Here is a 20871-nt window from a genome sequence, read left to right as displayed (position 1 = left end):
ATATTAATTTTACACAAATTTAGCCAATTATTATGACCAAATACTTATCTCTTCTCGCTTTAATTATTTTAGTTTTTAGTTGTAAAAACGATACCAAAAAACAAATTACACCCGAAAAAGATAACGGTGCTGTTGTTATAAAAGACTCACTTATTTTTAGTGGAGAAAATCATTTTAAATCCATAAAACAAATTACTTTTGGGGGCGATAACGCAGAAGCATATTGGAGTTTTGATGATAAACAAATTGTATTCCAATCGAATAATAAAAATTGGAATGTTAACTGTGATCAAATGTTTTTAATGAATATTGGTGAAACTTTTAAAGATAAAATACCACCTATGATTTCCACTGGAAAAGGTCGTACAACCTGCTCTTATTTTTTACCAGACAACAAACACATTATTTACGCTTCTACCCATTTAGGGGATGAAAAATGTCCAGACACCCCGTTACGTAAAAACGGAAAATACATTTGGCCTGTATATGATACATTCGACATTTTTGTTGCAGATTTAGAAGGAAATATTGTTAAGCAACTAACTAATGAAAAAGGTTATGATGCTGAACCAACTGTATCTCCAAAGGGTGATAAAATTGTATTTACTTCAACAAGAAGTGGCGATTTAGAATTATATACTATGAACCTTGATGGTAGTGACGTAAAACAAATTACAGATGAATTAGGGTATGACGGCGGCGCTTTCTTTTCGCCTGATGGCACAAAAATAATCTTCCGTTCTTCACGCCCAAAAACTGAAAAAGAAATTAAAGAGTATAAAGATTTATTAGCAGAAGGTTTGGTTGAACCTACAGATATGGAACTTTACATTTGTAATGCAGACGGAAGCGATTTACGCCAATTAACCGATTTAGGGAATGCCAATTGGAGTCCGTTTTTTCATCCTTCAGGAGAAAAAATATTATTTTCTTCAAATTTTGAGGCAGAACGAGGCTTTCCATTTAATTTATACTTGATTGATATTGATGGTAAAAACTTAGAGCGCGTTACCCACAGCGAAACGTTTGATGCATTTCCAGTATTTTCAAATGACGGGAAATATTTAGCGTTTTCATCAAACAGAAATAATGGTGGCGGACGCGATACTAATTTGTTTATTGCTGAATGGCAAGACTAATTTAAAATATATTAAGCCCAATAATTAACCTATCTTTGCCAAATCTTTTTTGAAGATTGTTGACTATGAAGAACATTAGAAATTTTTGCATTATTGCACATATAGACCACGGTAAAAGCACACTTGCAGATCGTTTATTAGATTTTACAGGTTCTGTTACCGCCAGAGAACAACAAGCTCAACTTCTCGATAGTATGGATTTAGAGCGCGAGCGTGGTATTACCATAAAATCTCACGCCATTCAAATGGACTATGAACTTAATGGAGAAAAGTATATTCTAAATTTAATTGATACCCCTGGTCATGTCGACTTCTCATACGAAGTATCTCGATCTATCGCAGCATGTGAAGGTGCCTTATTAATTGTTGACGCAGCTCAGAGTATTCAAGCACAAACCATTTCAAATTTATATCTGGCTTTAGAAAACGACTTAGAAATTATCCCAGTTTTAAACAAGGTTGATTTACCAAGTGCAAATCCAGAAGAAGTAACTGATGATATTGTTGATTTATTAGGTTGCGACCCTGAAGAAGTGATTCACGCCAGTGGAAAAACAGGCTTTGGTGTAGATAAGATTTTAGAAGCTATTATAGACCGTGTTCCTGCTCCAGAAGGCGATCCGGACGCACCACTTCAAGCTTTAATTTTTGATTCAGTTTACAATACTTTTAGAGGTATTGAAACCTATTTTAGAGTATTTAATGGTGAAATTAAAAAAGGGCAACACATAAAATTTGTTGCTACAGATAAAGATTATTACGCAGATGAAGTTGGTACCTTAAAACTTAATCAAGTTGCAAAACAGAGCGTAAAAACTGGTGATGTTGGTTACCTAATAACTGGTATAAAAACGGCCAAAGAAGTAAAAGTTGGTGACACCATTACCGATTTTGCAAAACCAACAACCAATATTGTAGAAGGTTTTGAAGATGTAAAACCGATGGTTTTTGCAGGTATTTATCCTGTAGATACTGAAGATTACGAGGAACTTCGTAATTCTATGGAGAAACTACAATTAAACGACGCCTCCTTAGTATTTGCTCCAGAAAGTTCTGCGGCATTAGGTTTTGGTTTCCGTTGTGGCTTCTTAGGGATGCTTCACATGGAAATTATTCAAGAACGTTTAGAGCGCGAGTTTGATATGACTGTGATTACAACAGTTCCTAACGTTTCTTATCATGCTTACACTAATAAAAACCCAGACGAAGCCTTCATAGTAAATAACCCTTCAGATTTACCAGAACCTTCTTCTGTGAATCGAGTTGAAGAGCCATATATTAAAGCTACCATAATTACAAAATCTGACTTTGTTGGTAACGTCATGTCGCTTTGCATTGAAAAACGAGGTATGATTATTAACCAAACGTATTTAACACCAGAACGTGTTGAGTTAATTTTTGAAATGCCATTGGCTGAAATTGTTTTCGATTTTTACGACAGATTAAAAACAGTTTCAAAAGGTTATGCGTCTTTTGATTATCATCCAATTGGCATGAAAACATCAAAATTAGTGCGTTTAGATGTCTTACTAAATTCACAACCCGTTGATGCGCTTTCTGCCTTAATACATGCCGATAATGCGCATAATATTGGTAAGAAAATGTGTGAAAAGCTTAAAGAGCTTATACCGCGTCAGCAATTTGATATTCCAATTCAAGCAGCTATTGGTGCCAAAATTATTTCTAGAGAAACTGTTAAAGCACTCCGTAAAGACGTAACTGCAAAATGTTATGGTGGTGATATTTCTCGTAAACGTAAACTTCTGGAAAAACAGAAAAAAGGTAAAAAGCGTATGCGACAAGTTGGTAATGTAGAGATACCGCAACAGGCTTTTATGGCAGTTTTAAAGCTAAACGATTAAATAATTACAATTTATTTTATCAAAACCCATCACTACCCACTAGTAGTTCTTGTTAAATTCTATGAATGATTGAAACCAAAAATGTGTTTTTCTCATGTTTTTTTATTGATAATTTCTTGTTTTTTGCTAAACACCTTTTTTTCTTCAAAAATAAAACAAGCCTAAATTGTTAATAATTATTTTCGTAAGTTTAGCTAGCATTAACTATTCCACAGAAGTTAATTTAACGCAGACCTCTTAAATACTATAATTGAGCAATTTTATGTTATGGTTAATTTCGGCTTTGTAATGGATAAATGTTATTAACAATTTTATAATTTCTAAACGTAGATTTACTTAATTTTATAATGAAAGACTAAGCGAATCACAGTATTGATAATTTTTTAAATTAATCTCATCAAAAAGAAGTTTTACCTATTAAATTTCTTTTTTTTATGCGATATTTTAATGTTTTTTTGACAATAATACTATATGAAAGCACTTTTTTATACTAGAGAATTCCCGCCATATGTATATGGTGGCGCAGGAGTACATGTTGAATATTTAGCTGAAGAACTTGCTAAATTAATAAAGATGGACGTTAGGTGCTTTGGAGATCAAAATGAAACAACTGAAAACTTAACCGTTAAAGGCTTTCCATTTGAAGATGGTGTTTTTGAAAATTCTGATGATAAATTAAAATCCGTTTTTAAAACCTTAAGTACGAGTCTGCATATGAATGCTGAACCAATAGATGCCGATGTTGTACATTGCCATACTTGGTATGCTCATTTTGCTGGTATTATTGCGAAATTATGTTATGGCGTGCCTTTAGTAATAACGACACATTCACTTGAACCTTTAAGGCCATGGAAAAGAGAACAATTAGGCAGGGGTTATGATGCATCTTCATGGGTTGAAAAAACAGCTATTGAAATGGCTGATGCACTCATTGCTGTGTCTGAAGAAACAAAAGAAGATGTTATAAAGCATTTTAATGTTGACGAAAATAAAATTCATGTTATATATAACGGCATCAACCTTCAGCAATATAAAATGACTACAAATACCTCAACGCTTGACGAATATGGTGTTGATAAAACAAAACCTTATGTGCTTTTTGTTGGCAGAATTACACGCCAAAAAGGTATTATTCATTTAGTAAATGCCATAAAATATATAGATCCAGACACTCAAATAGTGCTTTGTGCAGGTGCTCCAGATACCAAGGAAATCGGTAAAGAAATGGAAGATGCTGTTAACGAAGTTAAAAAAACGCGCGATAACGTTATTTGGATTGATAAGATGGTTACCAAAGAAGAAATAATCCAATTATATTCTCATGCAGATGTTTTCTGCTGCCCTTCAATTTATGAGCCTTTTGGCATTATAAATATTGAGGCCATGGCCTGCAACACAGCAGTAGTTGCTAGTGCTGTTGGTGGTATAAAAGAAGTAGTAGTTGATGGTGAGACAGGTATTTTAATTCCGTTGGAACAACAAACTGAAGCCCCTTTTGAGCCTATTGACCCTGATAGATTTGCAAGAGATTTGGCCAGTGGTGTAAATAAAGTAATTGGCGATAAAACATTAAGAGACACAATGGCTAAAAATGGTAGAAAACGTGTTGAAGACTATTTCGATTGGATTGCTATCGCAAAACAAGTTGAAGAACTATATAAATCATTAATATAATCAAAAAACTAACTAAAACAACCTAGACATGATAAATAGCAAGGCATTAGCAATAATATTAGGGGGTGGACAAGGATCAAGACTTTATCCTCTTACTCAAGAACGCTCAAAACCAGCGGTTCCAATTGCTGGAAAATACAGATTAGTAGATATCCCTATTTCAAACTGTATTAACGCAGATATAAAGCGTATGTTCGTGTTAACACAATTTAATTCTGCCTCGTTAAATCGTCATATCAAAGACACATATCATTTTAGTTTTTTTAGCTCAGCATTTGTTGATGTTCTAGCTGCAGAACAAACACCAAATAACAAAACATGGTTTCAAGGTACTGCTGATGCTGTACGCCAAAGCATGCACCACTTTTTAAGACACGATTTTAAGTATTTCTTAATCCTATCTGGCGACCAATTGTATCAAATGGATTATGAGCATCTTATTAACGAGCATGAAAAAAGTAAAGCAAAAATATCTATAGCTACAATTCCAGTTAATGCAAAAGATGCTACAGAATTTGGTATTTTAAAATCAGATGATAAAAATGTTATCACGTCTTTTATAGAAAAACCAGATTCTAGTTTACTTCCAGATTGGACTTCTGATGTAAGTGAAGACATGAAGAAAGAAGGAAGACACTATTTAGCCTCAATGGGTATTTATGTCTTTAATAGGGAGCTTTTAGAAGAGTTAATGAAAAACCCAGATACCAATGATTTTGGTAAAGAAATTATACCTCAAGCTATTGATAAGCACAAAACTGTTAGCTACCAATATGAAGGTTACTGGACGGATATTGGAAATATAGACTCTTTCTTTGAGGCCAACCTTGGTTTAACTGATGACATCCCAAAATTTGATTTATACGACAAGAAAAAACGTATTTATACCAGAGCTAGAATGCTACCAACTACAAAAATATCTGGTACTACGCTTAACAAAACCGTAATTGCTGAAGGATGTTTAGTAAGTGCAGCAAAAATTGAAAAATCTGTCATTGGCATTCGGTCAAGAATAGGAAATGAATCTACAGTCATTAATACTTACATGATGGGTAGCGATTATTATGAATCATTAGACGACATGAATAGAAAACAAATTCCAATACTTATGGGAATAGGAGAGCGTTGTTTTATAAAAAATGCCATATTAGATAAAAATTGTCGCATCGGTGACGATGTAAGAATAAATGGAGGTAGTCATTTAGAAGAAATAGAAACAGACACCTATATGGTTAAACAAGGCATTGTGGTAATAAAAAAAGGAGCAACAATTCCTAAAGGTTTCGTTATCCAATAAACCATATTATTAAACTTATTTTTCTCAAATACTATCTTTAAAATGCAAAATCAAAGAAGAGTTGTAATTGATTATGTCTCACCTAGTGTTAATTGTGGTCAGTTCTATATTAAACGTGTTGTAAATGAAATTGTAAATGTTGAAGCTTACATTCTCGCCGATGGCCATGATGTGCTTGGGGCTTCTGTATTATACAAGCACGAAAAAGAAAAAAAATGGAGAGAAACTCGCATGCAACTTGTTGTAAATGATGAATGGAATGCCGCATTCTCGGTCGAAAAACAAGGCTTTTATAACTATAAAGTACAAGCATGGGTAGATTATGCATTAAACTGGAGGTATGGTTTAAAACGAAAAATTGATGATAATCAATATGTTTTTTCAGAATTGCTAGAAGGTGCCGAATATGTAGAAGCCATAGCTAAAAATGTATCTTCAGATGAGGATAAAAATTATTTACTTTATCTAAATAAACTCTTTAAAGATGAAAATTCATATGGTGAAGCTTTAAACGAAGCGACTTCTGATAGGTTGTATCAGCTTTTTTACAACAACCCAACTAAAACGCTTGAAAACACTTCTACAGAGTATCAAGTTTATGTAGATAGAAAAAAGGCGCGCTTTAGTACATGGTACGAATTTTTTCCGCGTTCAGCTTCAGAAAAAGAAGGCGTTCATGGTACTTTTAAAGACTGCGAACGTTTGTTACCGCGTGTAAAGAATATGGGGTTTGATGTCGTCTACTTACCTCCTATTCATCCTATTGGAGAAGTAAACAGAAAAGGTAAAAATAACACCACAGAAGCTAAAGATGGAGACGTGGGGTCTACCTGGGGTGTTGGTTCTCAATATGGCGGGCATAAAGATATTCATCCAGAATTAGGAGATATTAACGATTTTAAAACGTTAATTAATAAAGCCAAAGATTTAGACCTTGAAATTGCCATGGATTATGCATTGCAAGCTGCTCCAGATCATCCTTGGGTAAAAGACCACCCAAAATGGTTTAAATGGCGACCAGACGGCACAGTACAATATGCAGAAAATCCACCAAAAAAGTATCAAGATATTTTACCAATTTATTGGGAAAGCGAGGATTATAAAAACCTTTGGAAGGAGTGTTTAGATATTTTAATGTATTGGATAGATTGTGGTATTAATATCTTTAGAGTTGATAATCCGCACACTAAACCATTTTATTTTTGGAATTGGATTATTTCAAAAGTAAAAGCAAAACATCCAGATGTAATATTTTTAGCAGAAGCCTTTACAGCTCCAAAAGTAATGCAGCAATTAGCTAAACAAGGTTACACACAATCTTACACTTATTTTACTTGGCGAAATAATAAACATGACCTTATAAAATACATTGAAGAGCTTACAAAATCTGAACTAAAAGAATACATGCAGCCTAATTTTTGGCCCAATACACCAGATATTAACCCATACCATTTACAGGGTGCTAGTGATGCTAAACATATGCAACGTTATGCTTTAGCAGGCACTTTAAGTTCTTGTATTGGAATTTACGGTCCTGTTTTTGAATACATGTTATCAGATTCGCTTCTTGGTAAAGAGGAATACTTAAACTCGGAAAAGTTTCAAATAACACATTACGATTGGAGTATAGAAAATAAGTTAACTACCATAATTGCAAAAATAAATTACATAAGGCACAACAACGAGGCTTTGCAACAAACAAACAATATTAAGTTTTGTTATGTTGAAAACGAAAATTTAATTGCCTTTTACAAATGGAACAATTCTAAAACTAATAACCTATTAGTGGTTATAAGTCTTGATTCTTATAATTCTCAGCAAGGTATGGTGCAATTACCTCTTCACGAATTAGGAGTTTCAGCTGGTCATCATGTTGAAGTGCAAGATTTAATAACAAACAACAGTTATAATTGGAATGGCGAATGGAATTTTGTTGAGCTTCATCCATCACTGCCTTTCCATATCTTTAAGATAAACAAATAGTATGTCTAAACAAACATCTATAGCAACTTCAAACACTACTTTTCAGTTTAATAAAACCTGGGAAGAGTTGCTTGATAATGATGACTTTGTAAAAGTCTTTTTATCAGATGTTTTAGAAGAATACATACTAAAGCAACGTTGGTATGGTGGAAAAGCAAGTAAGCTTAAATACATTGAGTTAGCTGAATTTTTTAAAATACAACAAAAAGGAGAAGTCTATTATGGCTTAATTTTAGAAGTTAATTTTGTTGAAGCTTTTTACCAGCATTACTTTTTGCCAATTGCCTTTGTTACTGATGAAAATTTTGCAAAAAAAGACAGAATACTTCCCATATCGATAAACAACCAAGATGGTTTTATTATTGATGCTATAAACCTTGAAGCTTTTAGAAAACTAGTTTTTGAGCGCATTGCATCAGCAAGTGTTAAGGATACTACAAAAGTACAATATCATAAAAGCATCCTTTTTTATAATCGTGATTATAAATCGTCCAGATTTATGGGGTTAGAGCAAAGCAATACATCTCTAATTTATAATGATAATTCTGTTTTAAAATTTTTTAGGCGCATTTTTGGTGATAAAAACCCAGACTACGAAATGAGTAGGTTTTTATCAGAAAAAAAAGAATTTAAAAATACGCCTGCGTACTTTGGAAGCATCAATTTAGTAGATTCTGATAACATTAATATTACCATCGGATTGATGCAGGAAATGATTCCGAATGATGGAGACGCTTGGGATTATATGCTTAAAGAATTCCATAAAGTATTCTGCAATATCGAGTATAAAAAAATTGATATTGATACCTTACCAAATACTGAATTATATCAGCGTTTAAACATTCAAGATATCCCTGCACAAATTATTGATTGGGCTGGTTTAAATCTTTTTGTACAGGTACAAACTTTAGCGAAGCGAACTGCAGAAATGCATATTGCTTTAGGCTCTGAATTTGAAGAAACTGCCTTCACTCCTGCCCATTACAATGGTGATTACGAAGTTTGGTTAAAAAACAAAATGCTCTATCAGTTTCAAAATAGACTAAATACTATCGAGAATAATATTCACAAACTAGATGGCTTAGCCTTAAAATTAGCAAACGAATTTCTTGACAAAAAAAATAGTATCAGAAAACGTTTTGTGAATTTTGATTGGACTAAACTTAAAGGGGAACGAATTCGAATTCATGGTGATTTCCATCTTGGACAAGTCTTAGTAAAAGAAAACGATTTTTATATTCTAGATTTTGAAGGTGAGCCAGAAAGCACTATTAGAGATAGAAAAGTAAAACAACCGCCCTTAAAAGATGTAGCAGGTTTGTTTAGGTCTTTTCACTATGCTATTTATGCAAATATTTTCAACAATAAAGACAGTTATACTTCAGTTCAAGACAACTTATTTAAAGCAGGAGAAACTTTATACCGTTACATTACAGGTTTGTTTTTAGGAACCTACGTAACCGAAACACAAAACGCAAATTTAAATTTAGGCTACAACCAAGAACGCATATTTATATTAAAATACTGCTTATTAGAAAAAGCAGTTTATGAGTTAGGTTACGAGCTTAACTCCCGCCCGCAATGGGCTGTTATTCCTTTAAAAGGAATTTCTAACATAATAAATCATTAATTTATGGCACAAGTAAAACCTTATAGTTTATTTACAGACTTCGATATCAATCTTTTCAAAGCCGGAAAACATTACAGACTTTACGAAAAGTTTGGGTCGCATTTAGTTACCGTTGATGGTATTGATGGCGTTTATTTTGCAGTTTGGGCACCTACAGCAAAACAGGTTTCTGTAATAGGCGATTTTAATTACTGGATAGAAGGAGAACATCAACTAAATGTTCGTTGGGACTCTAGTGGTATTTGGGAAGGTTTTATTCCGCTTGTTGAAAAAGGTGCAACTTATAAATATAAAATTCTAAGCAACAATAACGATATAAAAACAGAGAAAGCAGACCCTTACGCTAGGCGCTACGAGCACAACCCTAAAACAGCATCTATTGTTTGGGATGATACCTATAAGTGGAAAGACGCTGCTTGGATGAAAAAACGTAAAAAACACAATGCTTTAGATGCTCCATACTCTGTTTATGAAGTTCATTTAGGATCGTGGAAAAAACAAATTGAAGAAAACCGTTTCTTATCCTATTTCGAACTCGCTGATGAATTGGTGAAATATGTAAGTGACATGAATTTTACTCACGTTGAATTAATGCCCATTATGGAGTTCCCTTACGACCCATCTTGGGGTTATCAGGTAACAGGTTATTTTGCACCAACATCACGTTTTGGGTATCCAGAAGAATTTAAATACCTCGTTGATAAATTACATCAAGCTGATGTTGGAATTATTTTAGACTGGGTACCGTCTCATTTCCCTGAAGATGCTCACGGGTTAGGCTTTTTTGACGGCTCTAACTTATACGAACATCCAGACCCAAGAAAAGGCTACCATCAAGATTGGAAAAGTTTAATTTTTAACTATGGTAGAAACGAAGTAAAATCATTTTTAATTAGTAATGCTATTTTTTGGATGGACCAATACCATGCAGATGGCTTAAGGGTTGATGCTGTTGCATCCATGTTGTTTTTAGACTATTCTCGAGAAGATGGTGAATGGGAACCAAACGAATTTGGCGGAAGAGAAAATTTAGACGCTATTGCATTTCTAAAAGAATTAAACCAAGAAGTATATGCTTCTTTTCCAGATGTACAAACCATTGCAGAAGAATCTACTGCGTTTCCAGGTGTTTCAAAACCCGTATTTTTAGGAGGTTTAGGCTTTGGCATGAAATGGATGATGGGTTGGATGCACGATACCCTAGAGTATTTTGGTAAAGATCCTGTTTATAGAAAATACCATCAAAACGATATTACCTTTAGTTTGGCTTATGCCTTTACCGAAAACTTTATGCTACCGCTTTCGCATGATGAGGTTGTTTATGGGAAAAACTCTATTTTAGGAAGAATGCCTGGTGATGAATGGCAACGTTTTGCAAATCTTCGTTTATTATTCGGTTATATGTTTACACACCCGGGAACTAACCTTGCTTTTATGGGAACAGAATTCGGACAATATAACGAATGGAATTTCCAAGAAAGTTTAGATTGGAATTTACTTGAATTTGAGCCTCATAAGAACTTTCAAAATTACTACAAAGCACTAAACACATTTTATAAATCAACACCAGCTCTGTTTGAAAAAGGGTTCTCTAGCGAAGGTTTCGAATGGATTAGTTACGACGACCATGAAAATTGTGTAATATCTTATATTAGAAAAGGCAAAGACCAAAAAAACAATGTTGCTGTAGTTTGTAATTTAACACCAACAATTAGAGAAAATTATTGTATTGGTGTTCCTGTAAAAGGCAAACTTAAGGAGGTATTTAATAGTGACGCTAAAGCATTTGGTGGCAGTGGAGTTTCAAATAGTAAGCAAATTACCATTAAAAAGAAGCCATGGAATGGTAAGGCGTTTTCGGCAGAAATTACTTTGGCACCATTATCAGTTAGTATTTTCCAATTTAAAGCTTAACCACAAAAAGGCATTGTTACAAACTTTTGTTAGTAATTGAAAATTCAATTATACAAATGGTGACTATTTATGCATTTTAACGAAAATTTGAATGTTAATTTAATTTTTTGGTTGCTAAAAGTAATTGAAAATCAATTGATTTATGGATTCTTAAACTTTCTATAATTATATACCTTATAGTTTGAGTTTTATACAAAATTTCACTCTTTTTTTTAGCAAAAAGAAACGCTTGAGGTGCTTTTAATTTATTAATTTCGTTGATTAATTAAATCAACCGATTTATGATTTTAAATACTGAATTAGAATATAAAGGAAACTTATTTCCTTCCAAAATAATATCATACGAAAAAAATCTTAACGTACTTTCTTTCACCACAGAAAATGGTGTTATACTAGAAGTTACTGTACGTCGTGATAGTATACTTCGCTTCAGGTTTACAACCACCGGTATTTATGAAAACGATTTTTCATATGCCATAACAAAATATGCAAGTAGAGGTTATAATCATCTTGAAGTTACCGAAAACAAAGAAAATTATATCATTACAACATCAAAACTGATTTGCCATATTTCAAAATTAGATTTGAGAACTTCTATTTTTGATGCCAAAGACAAAACTTTAATTTGTGAAGATGAATTAGGGTTTCATTGGGAAGAAAGTTACGAGCATGGAGGCGATGTTGTTAAAATGTCTAAAACAGCACAACCAGGTGAGAGCTATTATGGTTTAGGAGACAAACCTGTAGACAACAATCTTAAAGGAAAACGTTTTGAAAACTGGGTAACAGACTCTTATGCTTATGGCAGAGACACAGATCCAATTTACAAAGCCATTCCTTTTTACACCGGCTTACACAATAAAAAATCTTACGGTATTTTTTTCGATAATACATTTAGATCATTTTTTGATTTCTGTAATGAACGTAGAAATATTACCAGTTTTTGGGCTCATGGTGGCGAAATGAATTACTATTTTATTTATGGCCCAGAAATGTCTGAAGTTGTTGCGAATTACACAGATTTAACAGGTAAACCTCATGAAATGCCTGCGCTGTGGACACTTGGTTACCACCAATGTAAGTGGAGTTATTATCCGGAGTCTAATGTAAAAGAAATCACTGCTAAATTTAGAGAGTTAAAAATTCCATGTGATGCTATTTACTTAGATATTGATTACATGGAAGGGTTTAGATGTTTTACTTGGAGTAAAGAATATTTCCCAGATCCAAAACGCATGGTCAAGGAATTAGCAGATGATGGCTTTAAAACCATAGTAATTATTGACCCAGGTATTAAAATAGACATGGACTATTCTGTGTTTAAAGAAGGATTAGATAAAGATTATTTCTGTAAACGTGCCGATGGTCCTTACATGAAAGGTAAAGTGTGGCCTGGTGAATGTTATTTCCCGGATTTCACAAACCCAGAAGTAAGAGATTGGTGGTCCAATTTATTTAAAGAACTTGTAGAAGATATTGGAGTTAAAGGTGTTTGGAATGATATGAACGAACCAGCAGTTATGGACGTTCCAGGAAAAACATTCCCTGACGATGTTAGACACGATTATGATGGAAACCAATGTAGTCATAGAAAGGCCCACAATGTATACGGGATGCAAATGGCACGTGCTACGTATCAAGGATTAAAAAAGTTTTCTTATCCAAAAAGGCCTTTTGTAATAACAAGAGCTGCTTATTCGGGTACACAACGCTACACTTCAAGTTGGACGGGAGATAATATTGCAACTTGGGATCATTTAACCATTGCAAACCTACAAGCACAACGTATGTGTATGTCTGGATTCTCGTTTATAGGATCTGATATTGGTGGCTTTGCCGAACAACCAAATGGCGAATTGTACGCTCGTTGGATTCAATTGGGTATTTTCCATCCATTTTGTAGAACCCACTCTTCTGGAGACCATGGTGACCAAGAGCCTTGGGCTTTCGGAAAAACCATTACAGATGTAGTAAGAAAGTTTATTGAACTTAGATATCAATTACTTCCTTACCTATATACTGCATTCTGGAGATATGCTGAGGAAGGTATTCCAATATTAAAATCGCTAGTACTTTACGATCAAGAAGACCCGCAAACGCATTACAGAAATGATGAGTTTGTTTTTGGTGAAAAAATATTGGCTTGTCCTGTAACAGGGCCAAACCAAACAGGAAGACGTTTATATATTCCTAGAGGTAAATGGTATAATTTCTGGACTGACGAGGTTATAACAGGTGGTCAAGAAGTATGGGTAGATGCAGATTTAGATAGCATGCCTATTTTTGTAAAAGAAGGCGCAATCATTCCTAAATACCCTATTCAACAATATGTTGGTGAAAAAACTATTGACGAACTTTTATTAGATGTTTATTATACTGAAGGTAAAGAAGAGTCTATGGTTTACGAAGATGCTACTGATGGTTACGACTACATAAAAGGCAGGTATAGCTTAAGAAACTTTAGATTATTAGGTAAGAAAAAGGAGTTAATTATTCAACAGCATAAAACAGGTAAGTTTATTACAACCTATAAAACGTTTAAACTGAATTTACATGGTTTACCGTTTAAAATTTCAAAAGTTCAAGTTGATAATGAAGAAATCTTATTTAAGGATATTAAGTTAAATGGAGATAATACATTGGTAATTAATAAAGAGTTTACCGAGCTTCATATTAAAGGTTAAAAACCAATTATTTAATAAAAACTAAAAGCCTCTCTTTTAAAAAGAGAGGCTTTTTTTATCTGATTAGTTCCTTATAAACATTGACTTTTAAAAAAAACTTCTAAATTCGTTAGAACAATAAATAATGTTCTTTTAATCGGAGTTTTATTTTCTTTTAGCTATCTAAAAAAGAATATTTCTATTCATCTGAGTCATCAATATTCTCAGCAACAGGCACCTCATCAACATCAAAAGGTTTTCCTAAGTAAACAAGCTGATAGCCTTTCTTAATATTTTCAAACTCTAGGTTGTAAGATGATATAATATGAAGTTCACCTTCATTATCTTTTATAAACAATGGTATTATGTCTAAATCGTCATTCGAGATTTTGATTAGTTTTTCGTAATGCTCAGTGTCTTCTAAATTAATTTCTTGTATTGAAGGGTGCTTTCGTGTAAGTTCGGTCAAGCGATTATAATCATCTTTATGAGAAAACAAACCTTCTGTTGGGTTGTTCGAATCATCTAACATTTCTTGAGTAGTTACCAGCCTAAACGACCCGTTTTCTCCAAATTGAGCTCCAAACTTGTTTATGGCATATTTATTAATATCGGAATTTCCGGTAAGTGCCATAACATAACCAACATCGTTCAACTCTATATTATCCATCAAATTATCTGAATAAATATTGGTGCTTATGGCTTCTAAACCTAAATCTTTTGCTTTTTCTATATTCTTTAAATTACTATCAATAAGCACCACGTGCCTGCCGTTAGTTTCAAGATAATGACCAAGTAATCTGGATATTTTTGCAGCTCCTACTATTAAAATACCTTCAGATTTGTTAAGGAATACACCAACAATTTTAGCAAACAAACGTGCCGTAGTAGCGTTTAGCAAAACAGTGCCTAAAACAATCATAAAAACTAGCGGTGTTATATATTCTGCACCTTCTACACCTTGTTTTATGAGTTTGCTTCCAAATAACGAGGCAATACCTGCTGCCACAATACCTCTTGGGCCCACCCAACTGATAAATAACTTTTCGTTGAACTTTAATTTAGAACCATATGTACTTATAAAAACAGCTATTGGCCTAATTAAAAAGACTACTATAGCAAAAAGAACTGCTGTTTTCCAAGTGTAAAGCAACATCATATCCTCAATATTTATATTGGCTGCCAGAAGAATAAATAAAATGGAAATAAGTAGTACACTCAACGACTCTTTAAAATAGAGTAATTCCTTTATGTTTTCTAATTTTCCGTTTCCTAAAACCATTCCCATTACCACAACTGCAAGTAAACCTGATTCGTGTGCGAACACCTCAGACTCAACAAAAACCAATAACACTGTTGATAGCGAAACTACGTTTAATAAATAATGCGGTATCAATTTTTTATTAATTGCAAACGCGAGTGCATGAGCAAATGTAAACCCGAAAGTTGTACCAAAAAGGATAATTTTACCAAACTCTATAAGTGCCGTTTTTGTAAAACCGCTATCGCCTTCAACACTAATAAACTCAAAAACCAAAACGGCTACTAATGCACCAATGGGGTCTATTAAAATACCTTCCCATTTTAAAACCGTTGAGATGTCTTTTTTAAGTGGAATATTTCTTAAAATAGGCGTAATTACTGTAGGTCCAGTTACGATGATAAGTCCCGCGAATAAAAACGAAAGTTCCCAATTTAAACCGAAAACTAAGTGTGCTACAATACCTGCTCCAAAAAAAGTAATCGCAGAACCTAAAGTAATTAATTTTGTTATGACTGGCCCTACTGTTTTAATTTCAGAACGTTTTAAGGTTAAACCGCCTTCAAAAAGAATAATGCTAATGGCTAATGACACAAAATAGTACAAACCTTCACCAGGAAACAAACCTTTTTCACCATTCCAAATAGGTTCAATCCATTTCGTCCCATCTTCAGATAAAAACTCAGCCGCAATAGGACCAACCAATAAACCAATTAAGATTAAAGGTAAAATGGCAGGAATTTTAAATTTCCAAGCAACCCATTGTGCTAAAATGCCTAAAATAATGATTCCCGCTAGTTCTAACATATGTTTAATATAATTTTAAAAACACTAATTTAAGTAAAACAGATGATTTAATGTTTTTAAAAAATGTATATTATACTTTTAATAAAAAACGAATTATTTTCTCTAAAACCTTACAAAAGTACTGGTATTGGAATGGAATACTCTACAGGCTAATAATCAAACAAGAGTTTTTGATTAATCCATTTCTTAATATATTCTTAACGCTTTAAAGCATTACCGTCAGATTTGTTAATTTTACGCTCCTATGAATTTATACCCAATAAATGCTGGTAATTTTAAATTAGATGGTGGCGCTATGTTTGGTGTTGTCCCAAAATCTTTATGGCAACGCACCAATCCTGCTGATGCCAATAATATGATTGATTTAACGGCTCGATGTTTACTAATAGAAGAAGGTAATCGTCTTATTTTAATAGATAATGGTATGGGCAACAAACAGTCGGATAAATTCTATGGTTATTATCATCCTTGGGGAGATTATTCTTTAAGTAGCTCTCTTAAATCCTATGGGTTTCATGAAGATGATATTACAGATGTTTTTATGACACATTTGCATTTCGACCATTGTGGTGGAAGCATTAAAAGGAATAAAGACAATACTGGTTTTGAACCTGCATTTAAAAATGCTAATTTTTGGAGTAATAAAGACCACTGGAAATGGGCCACTCAACCCAATAGAAGAGAAAAAGCATCTTTTTTAAAAGAAAATATTATGCCTATGGAAGAAAGTGGGCAGTTAAAATTTACTGACATTCCTGAATTAGATACCCTTGAAAACTCTAAACTTGGTTTCGATATTTTTTTTGCTAACGGACATACCGATAAACAGATGATTCCGCTCATTAAATACAAAGGCAAAACCATTGCTTTTATGGCAGATTTATTACCAACTGTTGGACATTTACCTTTACCTTTTGTAATGGGTTATGATACAAGGCCATTACTAACATTAAATGAAAAAGAAATATTTCTAAATAGAGCAGCAGATAACAATTATTACTTATTTTTAGAGCACGATGCTCACAACGAGATTATTACAGTTAAACACACAGAAAAAGGAGTACGACTCAAAAATACTTATACTACCGAAGACATATTCAAATAAAATGACTAATTTATTAAATATTAAACATGAATTCTATTAAAAAATTAACGCTATCAGCTTTTGCTGCAATACTAATTTCTGGCTGTGGTGGTACCGCAGATATTTTATCTACACCAGTTGAAAATATTGACAATACACCACTAAAAGTGTCAGATTTAACAAAAGCCGAAAAAGAAAATTGGGGGCATTTAGATTTGTTGAAAGACACCATTCCAGGAATGAGCGTAGATAAAGCCTATGCTGAAATTATAAAAAACAAAAAAGGTAATAAAGTTATTGTTGCGGTTATAGATTCTGGAATTGACATTGATCATGAAGATTTAGATGACGTTATATGGACCAATAAAGGAGAGATTCCTAATAACGGGAAAGACGACGACAAAAACGGTTATATTGATGATGTTCATGGTTGGAACTTTTTAGGCGATGGTTATAATGAACAACTAGAGTATGTTAGAATTTTAGCAAGCGGAAATACAAGTAATCCAGATTATGCAGCAGCCAAAACGCTTTATGAATCTGAGTATCAAACTTGGTTAGGACGCAAAACACAATACGATCAAATATATCAACAAATTAAAACTGCGGATGATGCTTTAACAAAGCATTTTGGAAAAAAAGACTACACTAAAGAAGAGGTAAAAGCTATTAAAACTGAAAATGAAGCCTTGGCTCAAGCACAACAAATAGCAAATTATATGTTTAGTAATGGTTTAGATTCAATGGCTGATGCAATGAAAGAAATTAATAACGGACTAGAAAGCATTAACGACCGATTAAATTACAACTTAAACAAAGATTTTAAAGGCAGAAAAACAGGTGATAACCCAGATGATATGTCTAACAAATTTTACGGAAACGGAAATGTAAAACCTGTTAAAAAAAGTGAAAGTCATGGAACTCACGTAGCTGGAATTATTGCTGCAGAACGTAACAATGGTAAAGGTGCAAATGGTGTTGCTAATAACGTTGAAATTATGAGTATTAGAGCCGTACCTAATGGCGATGAATATGATAAAGATGTTGCTTTAGCGATACGTTACGCAGTAGATAACGGTGCTAGTATAATAAACGGAAGTTTTGGTAAAAGCTTCTCCCCTCATAGCGATTGGGTTCGTGATGCTATAGCTTACGCTAGTGAAAATGATGTTATTTTTGTTCACGCTGCAGGAAACGACAGCAAAAACGTTGATAATGAACCTAATTTCCCCGATGATAATATAAACGGGCAAGAAGTATCAAATACTTATATACGAGTTGGAGCTTTAGCGCCAAAATACGGGTCGAGTATGATTGCTGGTTTTTCAAACTATGGTAAAGCAAACGTTGATGTTTTTGCACCTGGTGCTCAAGTATACTCTACCACTCCAGAAAACGAATATGATACTAAAGGTGGTACATCCATGGCAGCCCCTGCTGTTGCCGGTGTTGCTGCTCTAATTCGTTCATACTATCCTAAGCTTTCAGCGGCTCAAGTAAAACAAATTATTATGGATTCCGGCTTAGCCGTAAAAACTAAAGTTGTTGTTGGTGGAGACACAGATAATATAAAACCATTTGCTGATTTAGTAAAATCATCAAAAATGGTTAATGCCTACAATGCTTTAATTATGGCTTCTAAAATGAACTAAAATTTTCTAATAAAATAAAAGAGGTGATAATCACCTCTTTTTTTAATTATAATTTCTATGAAAAACTTTTTTATTCCAGTGCTCTGTATTGCAGCGTTTTGGTCTTGTTCAAGCTCTAAAGATGTTGCTTCCAATCAACCTGTAACACCTTCTGTTCCAGTACCACAAATTTCAAAATCTGCACCTTCATATTGGCAGCAACATGTAGATTATAAAATGGAAATTGATATGGACGTAAACACCTATCAATACAAAGGAAAACAAACTCTAGTTTATACTAATAATTCTCCTGATGTGTTAAACCGGGTTTACTATCATTTATATTTTAACGCTTTTCAACCTGGCAGTGAAATGGATGTTCGTTCTAGAACTATTGCAGATCCCGATAGAAGGGTTAAAGACAGAATTAGTAAATTAAAACCTAATGAAATTGGTTATATTAATGTAAGCTCTTTAAAGCAAAATGGCGTTACTATAAATCATGAAACTGTAGGAACGGTTTTAGAGGTTGATTTAGCAAAACCTATTCAACCGGGAGAAAGCGTAACTTTTGATATGACTTTTGATGCGCAAGTACCGGTTCAAATTCGTCGTTCTGGAAGAAATAATAATGAAGGAGTTGCTTTATCTATGACGCAGTGGTATCCTAAATTAGCAGAATATGACTTTGAAGGTTGGCATGCCGACCCATATATAGCCAGAGAATTTCATGGTGTTTGGGGCGATTTTGATGTTAAGCTAACCATTGATAAAAATTATGTTGTTGGAGGAACGGGTTACCTTCAAAATGAAACTAAAAGTGGTGGAAATAAAAAAACACTACACTATAAAGCTCCTAATGTTCATGATTTTACTTGGGCTGCAGATCCAGATTATATTCACGATACAGCACAAGTTCCTAACGGGCCGCTTTTAAATTTTTACTATAAGCGTACTTTAGATAAAGATAAACTTGAAAATTGGAAGAAAATGCAACCTAAAACGGTTGAATTAATGCAATACTTTAGCGAGCATGTTGGTAAATATCCATATAAGCAATACTCTGTAATTCAAGGCGGTGATGGCGGAATGGAATACGCTATGTGTACTTTAATAACAGGAAACAGAAGTTACGGAAGTTTAGTTGGAGTAACTGCTCATGAAATGGCCCATACTTGGTTTCAGTTCTTATTAGCTTCAAATGAGGCAAAACACGAATGGATGGACGAGGGTTTTACAAGTTATATAAGTGATTTGGCGATGAATGATATTATGAATGAAGGCAAAGCAAATCCTGTTTCTGGAGCTTACAGAAACTACATTTATCTAGCTAAATCTGGCAAAGAGCAACCCTTAACAACACATGCAGATAGATATGAATACAATCAAGCATATAGTATTTCGGCTTACAGTAAAGGGGCAGTATTTTTAGCACAATTAGGGTATGTTATTGGAGAAGATAATCTTAAAAAAACCATTAAAAAATATTTCACAGATTTCTCTTTTAAACACCCGAAACCATTGGATATTGTTAGAACCGCAGAAAAGGTGTCTGGTTTAGAATTAGATTGGTATTTAATAGATTTTGCTCAAACAACAAACACTATTGATTATGGAGTAAAAGAAGTTGATGACAATACAATAACATTAGAACGTATAGGTGTAATGCCAATGCCGTTGGACGTTACAGTAAACTACACTGATGGTACTAGTGAAGATTTTTACATTCCTTTACAAATGATGCGAGGCGAAAAACCAACCTCAGCAACCATTATTAAAGACTGGGCTTGGGCATACCCAACGTATACTTTTAAAGCCTCAAAATCAGTTAAAACTATAGAAATAGACCCAAGTGGTTATATGGCAGATATAGATAAAACAAATAACAAAAAGTAGCTAGATTACTTTCAATTAAACAAACCACTC

At 33.5% G+C, this 20871-nt stretch carries 12 protein-coding genes; 11 read left to right on the top strand and 1 reads right to left on the bottom strand.

Translation table 11 applies throughout. The features are described from left to right. The first annotated feature begins 32 nt into the window (after positions 1 to 32). From ABD939_RS08520 to ABD939_RS08485, 8 genes are all read left to right on the top strand, one after another. Positions 33 to 1139: a TolB family protein gene (locus ABD939_RS08520; RefSeq protein WP_345167015.1), complete on the top strand. Its 1107-nt coding sequence runs from the start codon at positions 33 to 35 to the stop codon at positions 1137 to 1139. A 65-nt stretch (positions 1140 to 1204) separates the two neighbouring features. Then, complete coding sequence (gene lepA / locus ABD939_RS08515) at positions 1205 to 3001, top strand: translation elongation factor 4 (RefSeq protein ID WP_345167013.1); 1797 nt, start codon at positions 1205 to 1207, stop codon at positions 2999 to 3001. Between the two features lie 471 nt (positions 3002 to 3472). Beyond that, positions 3473 to 4675 (top strand): glycogen synthase, encoded by a 1203-nt coding sequence (gene glgA, locus ABD939_RS08510; RefSeq protein WP_345167010.1) that lies wholly within the window; start codon positions 3473 to 3475, stop codon positions 4673 to 4675. 28 nt (positions 4676 to 4703) lie between these two features. Further along, positions 4704 to 5972, top strand: coding sequence for a glucose-1-phosphate adenylyltransferase (locus ABD939_RS08505; protein ID WP_345167008.1), 1269 nt, complete (start codon positions 4704 to 4706; stop codon positions 5970 to 5972). A 42-nt stretch (positions 5973 to 6014) separates the two neighbouring features. Next, positions 6015 to 7955 (top strand): alpha-1,4-glucan--maltose-1-phosphate maltosyltransferase, encoded by a 1941-nt coding sequence (locus tag ABD939_RS08500; RefSeq protein ID WP_345167005.1) that lies wholly within the window; start codon positions 6015 to 6017, stop codon positions 7953 to 7955. 1 nt (position 7956) lies between these two features. After that, the gene (locus ABD939_RS08495) at positions 7957 to 9585 is read left to right on the top strand and encodes a trehalose synthase (protein ID WP_345167003.1); all 1629 of its coding nucleotides are present in this window, start codon (positions 7957 to 7959) and stop codon (positions 9583 to 9585) included. A 3-nt stretch (positions 9586 to 9588) separates the two neighbouring features. Beyond that, positions 9589 to 11499, top strand: coding sequence for a 1,4-alpha-glucan branching protein GlgB (gene glgB, locus ABD939_RS08490; protein ID WP_345167001.1), 1911 nt, complete (start codon positions 9589 to 9591; stop codon positions 11497 to 11499). A gap of 281 nt (positions 11500 to 11780) precedes the next feature. Continuing rightward, on the top strand, positions 11781 to 14183 hold the full coding sequence (locus ABD939_RS08485; protein WP_345166998.1) for a glycoside hydrolase family 31 protein: 2403 nt from the start codon (positions 11781 to 11783) through the stop codon (positions 14181 to 14183). A 178-nt stretch (positions 14184 to 14361) separates the two neighbouring features. Here ABD939_RS08485 and ABD939_RS08480 read toward each other — a convergent pair whose 3' ends face one another. Next, positions 14362 to 16230 carry a cation:proton antiporter gene (locus ABD939_RS08480; protein ID WP_345166995.1) on the bottom strand — a complete coding sequence of 623 codons (1869 nt, stop codon included), beginning with the start codon at positions 16228 to 16230 and terminating at the stop codon, positions 14362 to 14364. Between the two features lie 244 nt (positions 16231 to 16474). On the opposite strand from ABD939_RS08480, the gene ABD939_RS08475 reads away from it, so the two are divergent. From ABD939_RS08475 to ABD939_RS08465, 3 genes are read left to right on the top strand one after another with little or no spacing between them, the layout of a single operon-like run. Next, positions 16475 to 17335 carry an MBL fold metallo-hydrolase gene (locus tag ABD939_RS08475; RefSeq protein ID WP_345166992.1) on the top strand — a complete coding sequence of 287 codons (861 nt, stop codon included), beginning with the start codon at positions 16475 to 16477 and terminating at the stop codon, positions 17333 to 17335. 26 nt (positions 17336 to 17361) lie between these two features. After that, entirely contained in the window at positions 17362 to 18966 is a 1605-nt protein-coding gene (locus ABD939_RS08470) for a S8 family peptidase (RefSeq protein WP_345166990.1), read from the top strand. A gap of 57 nt (positions 18967 to 19023) precedes the next feature. Then, positions 19024 to 20841, top strand: a complete 1818-nt coding sequence (locus ABD939_RS08465) for a M1 family metallopeptidase (protein WP_345166988.1) — start codon at positions 19024 to 19026, stop codon at positions 20839 to 20841. The last annotated feature ends 30 nt before the right edge of the window (positions 20842 to 20871 follow it).

The organism is Algibacter aquimarinus (assembly GCF_039543265.1).
GTDB lineage: Bacteria > Bacteroidota > Bacteroidia > Flavobacteriales > Flavobacteriaceae > Algibacter_B > Algibacter_B aquimarinus.
The sequence above is the reverse complement of the archived record's forward strand: the minus strand, read 5'-3'. Positions and strand labels throughout refer to the sequence as shown.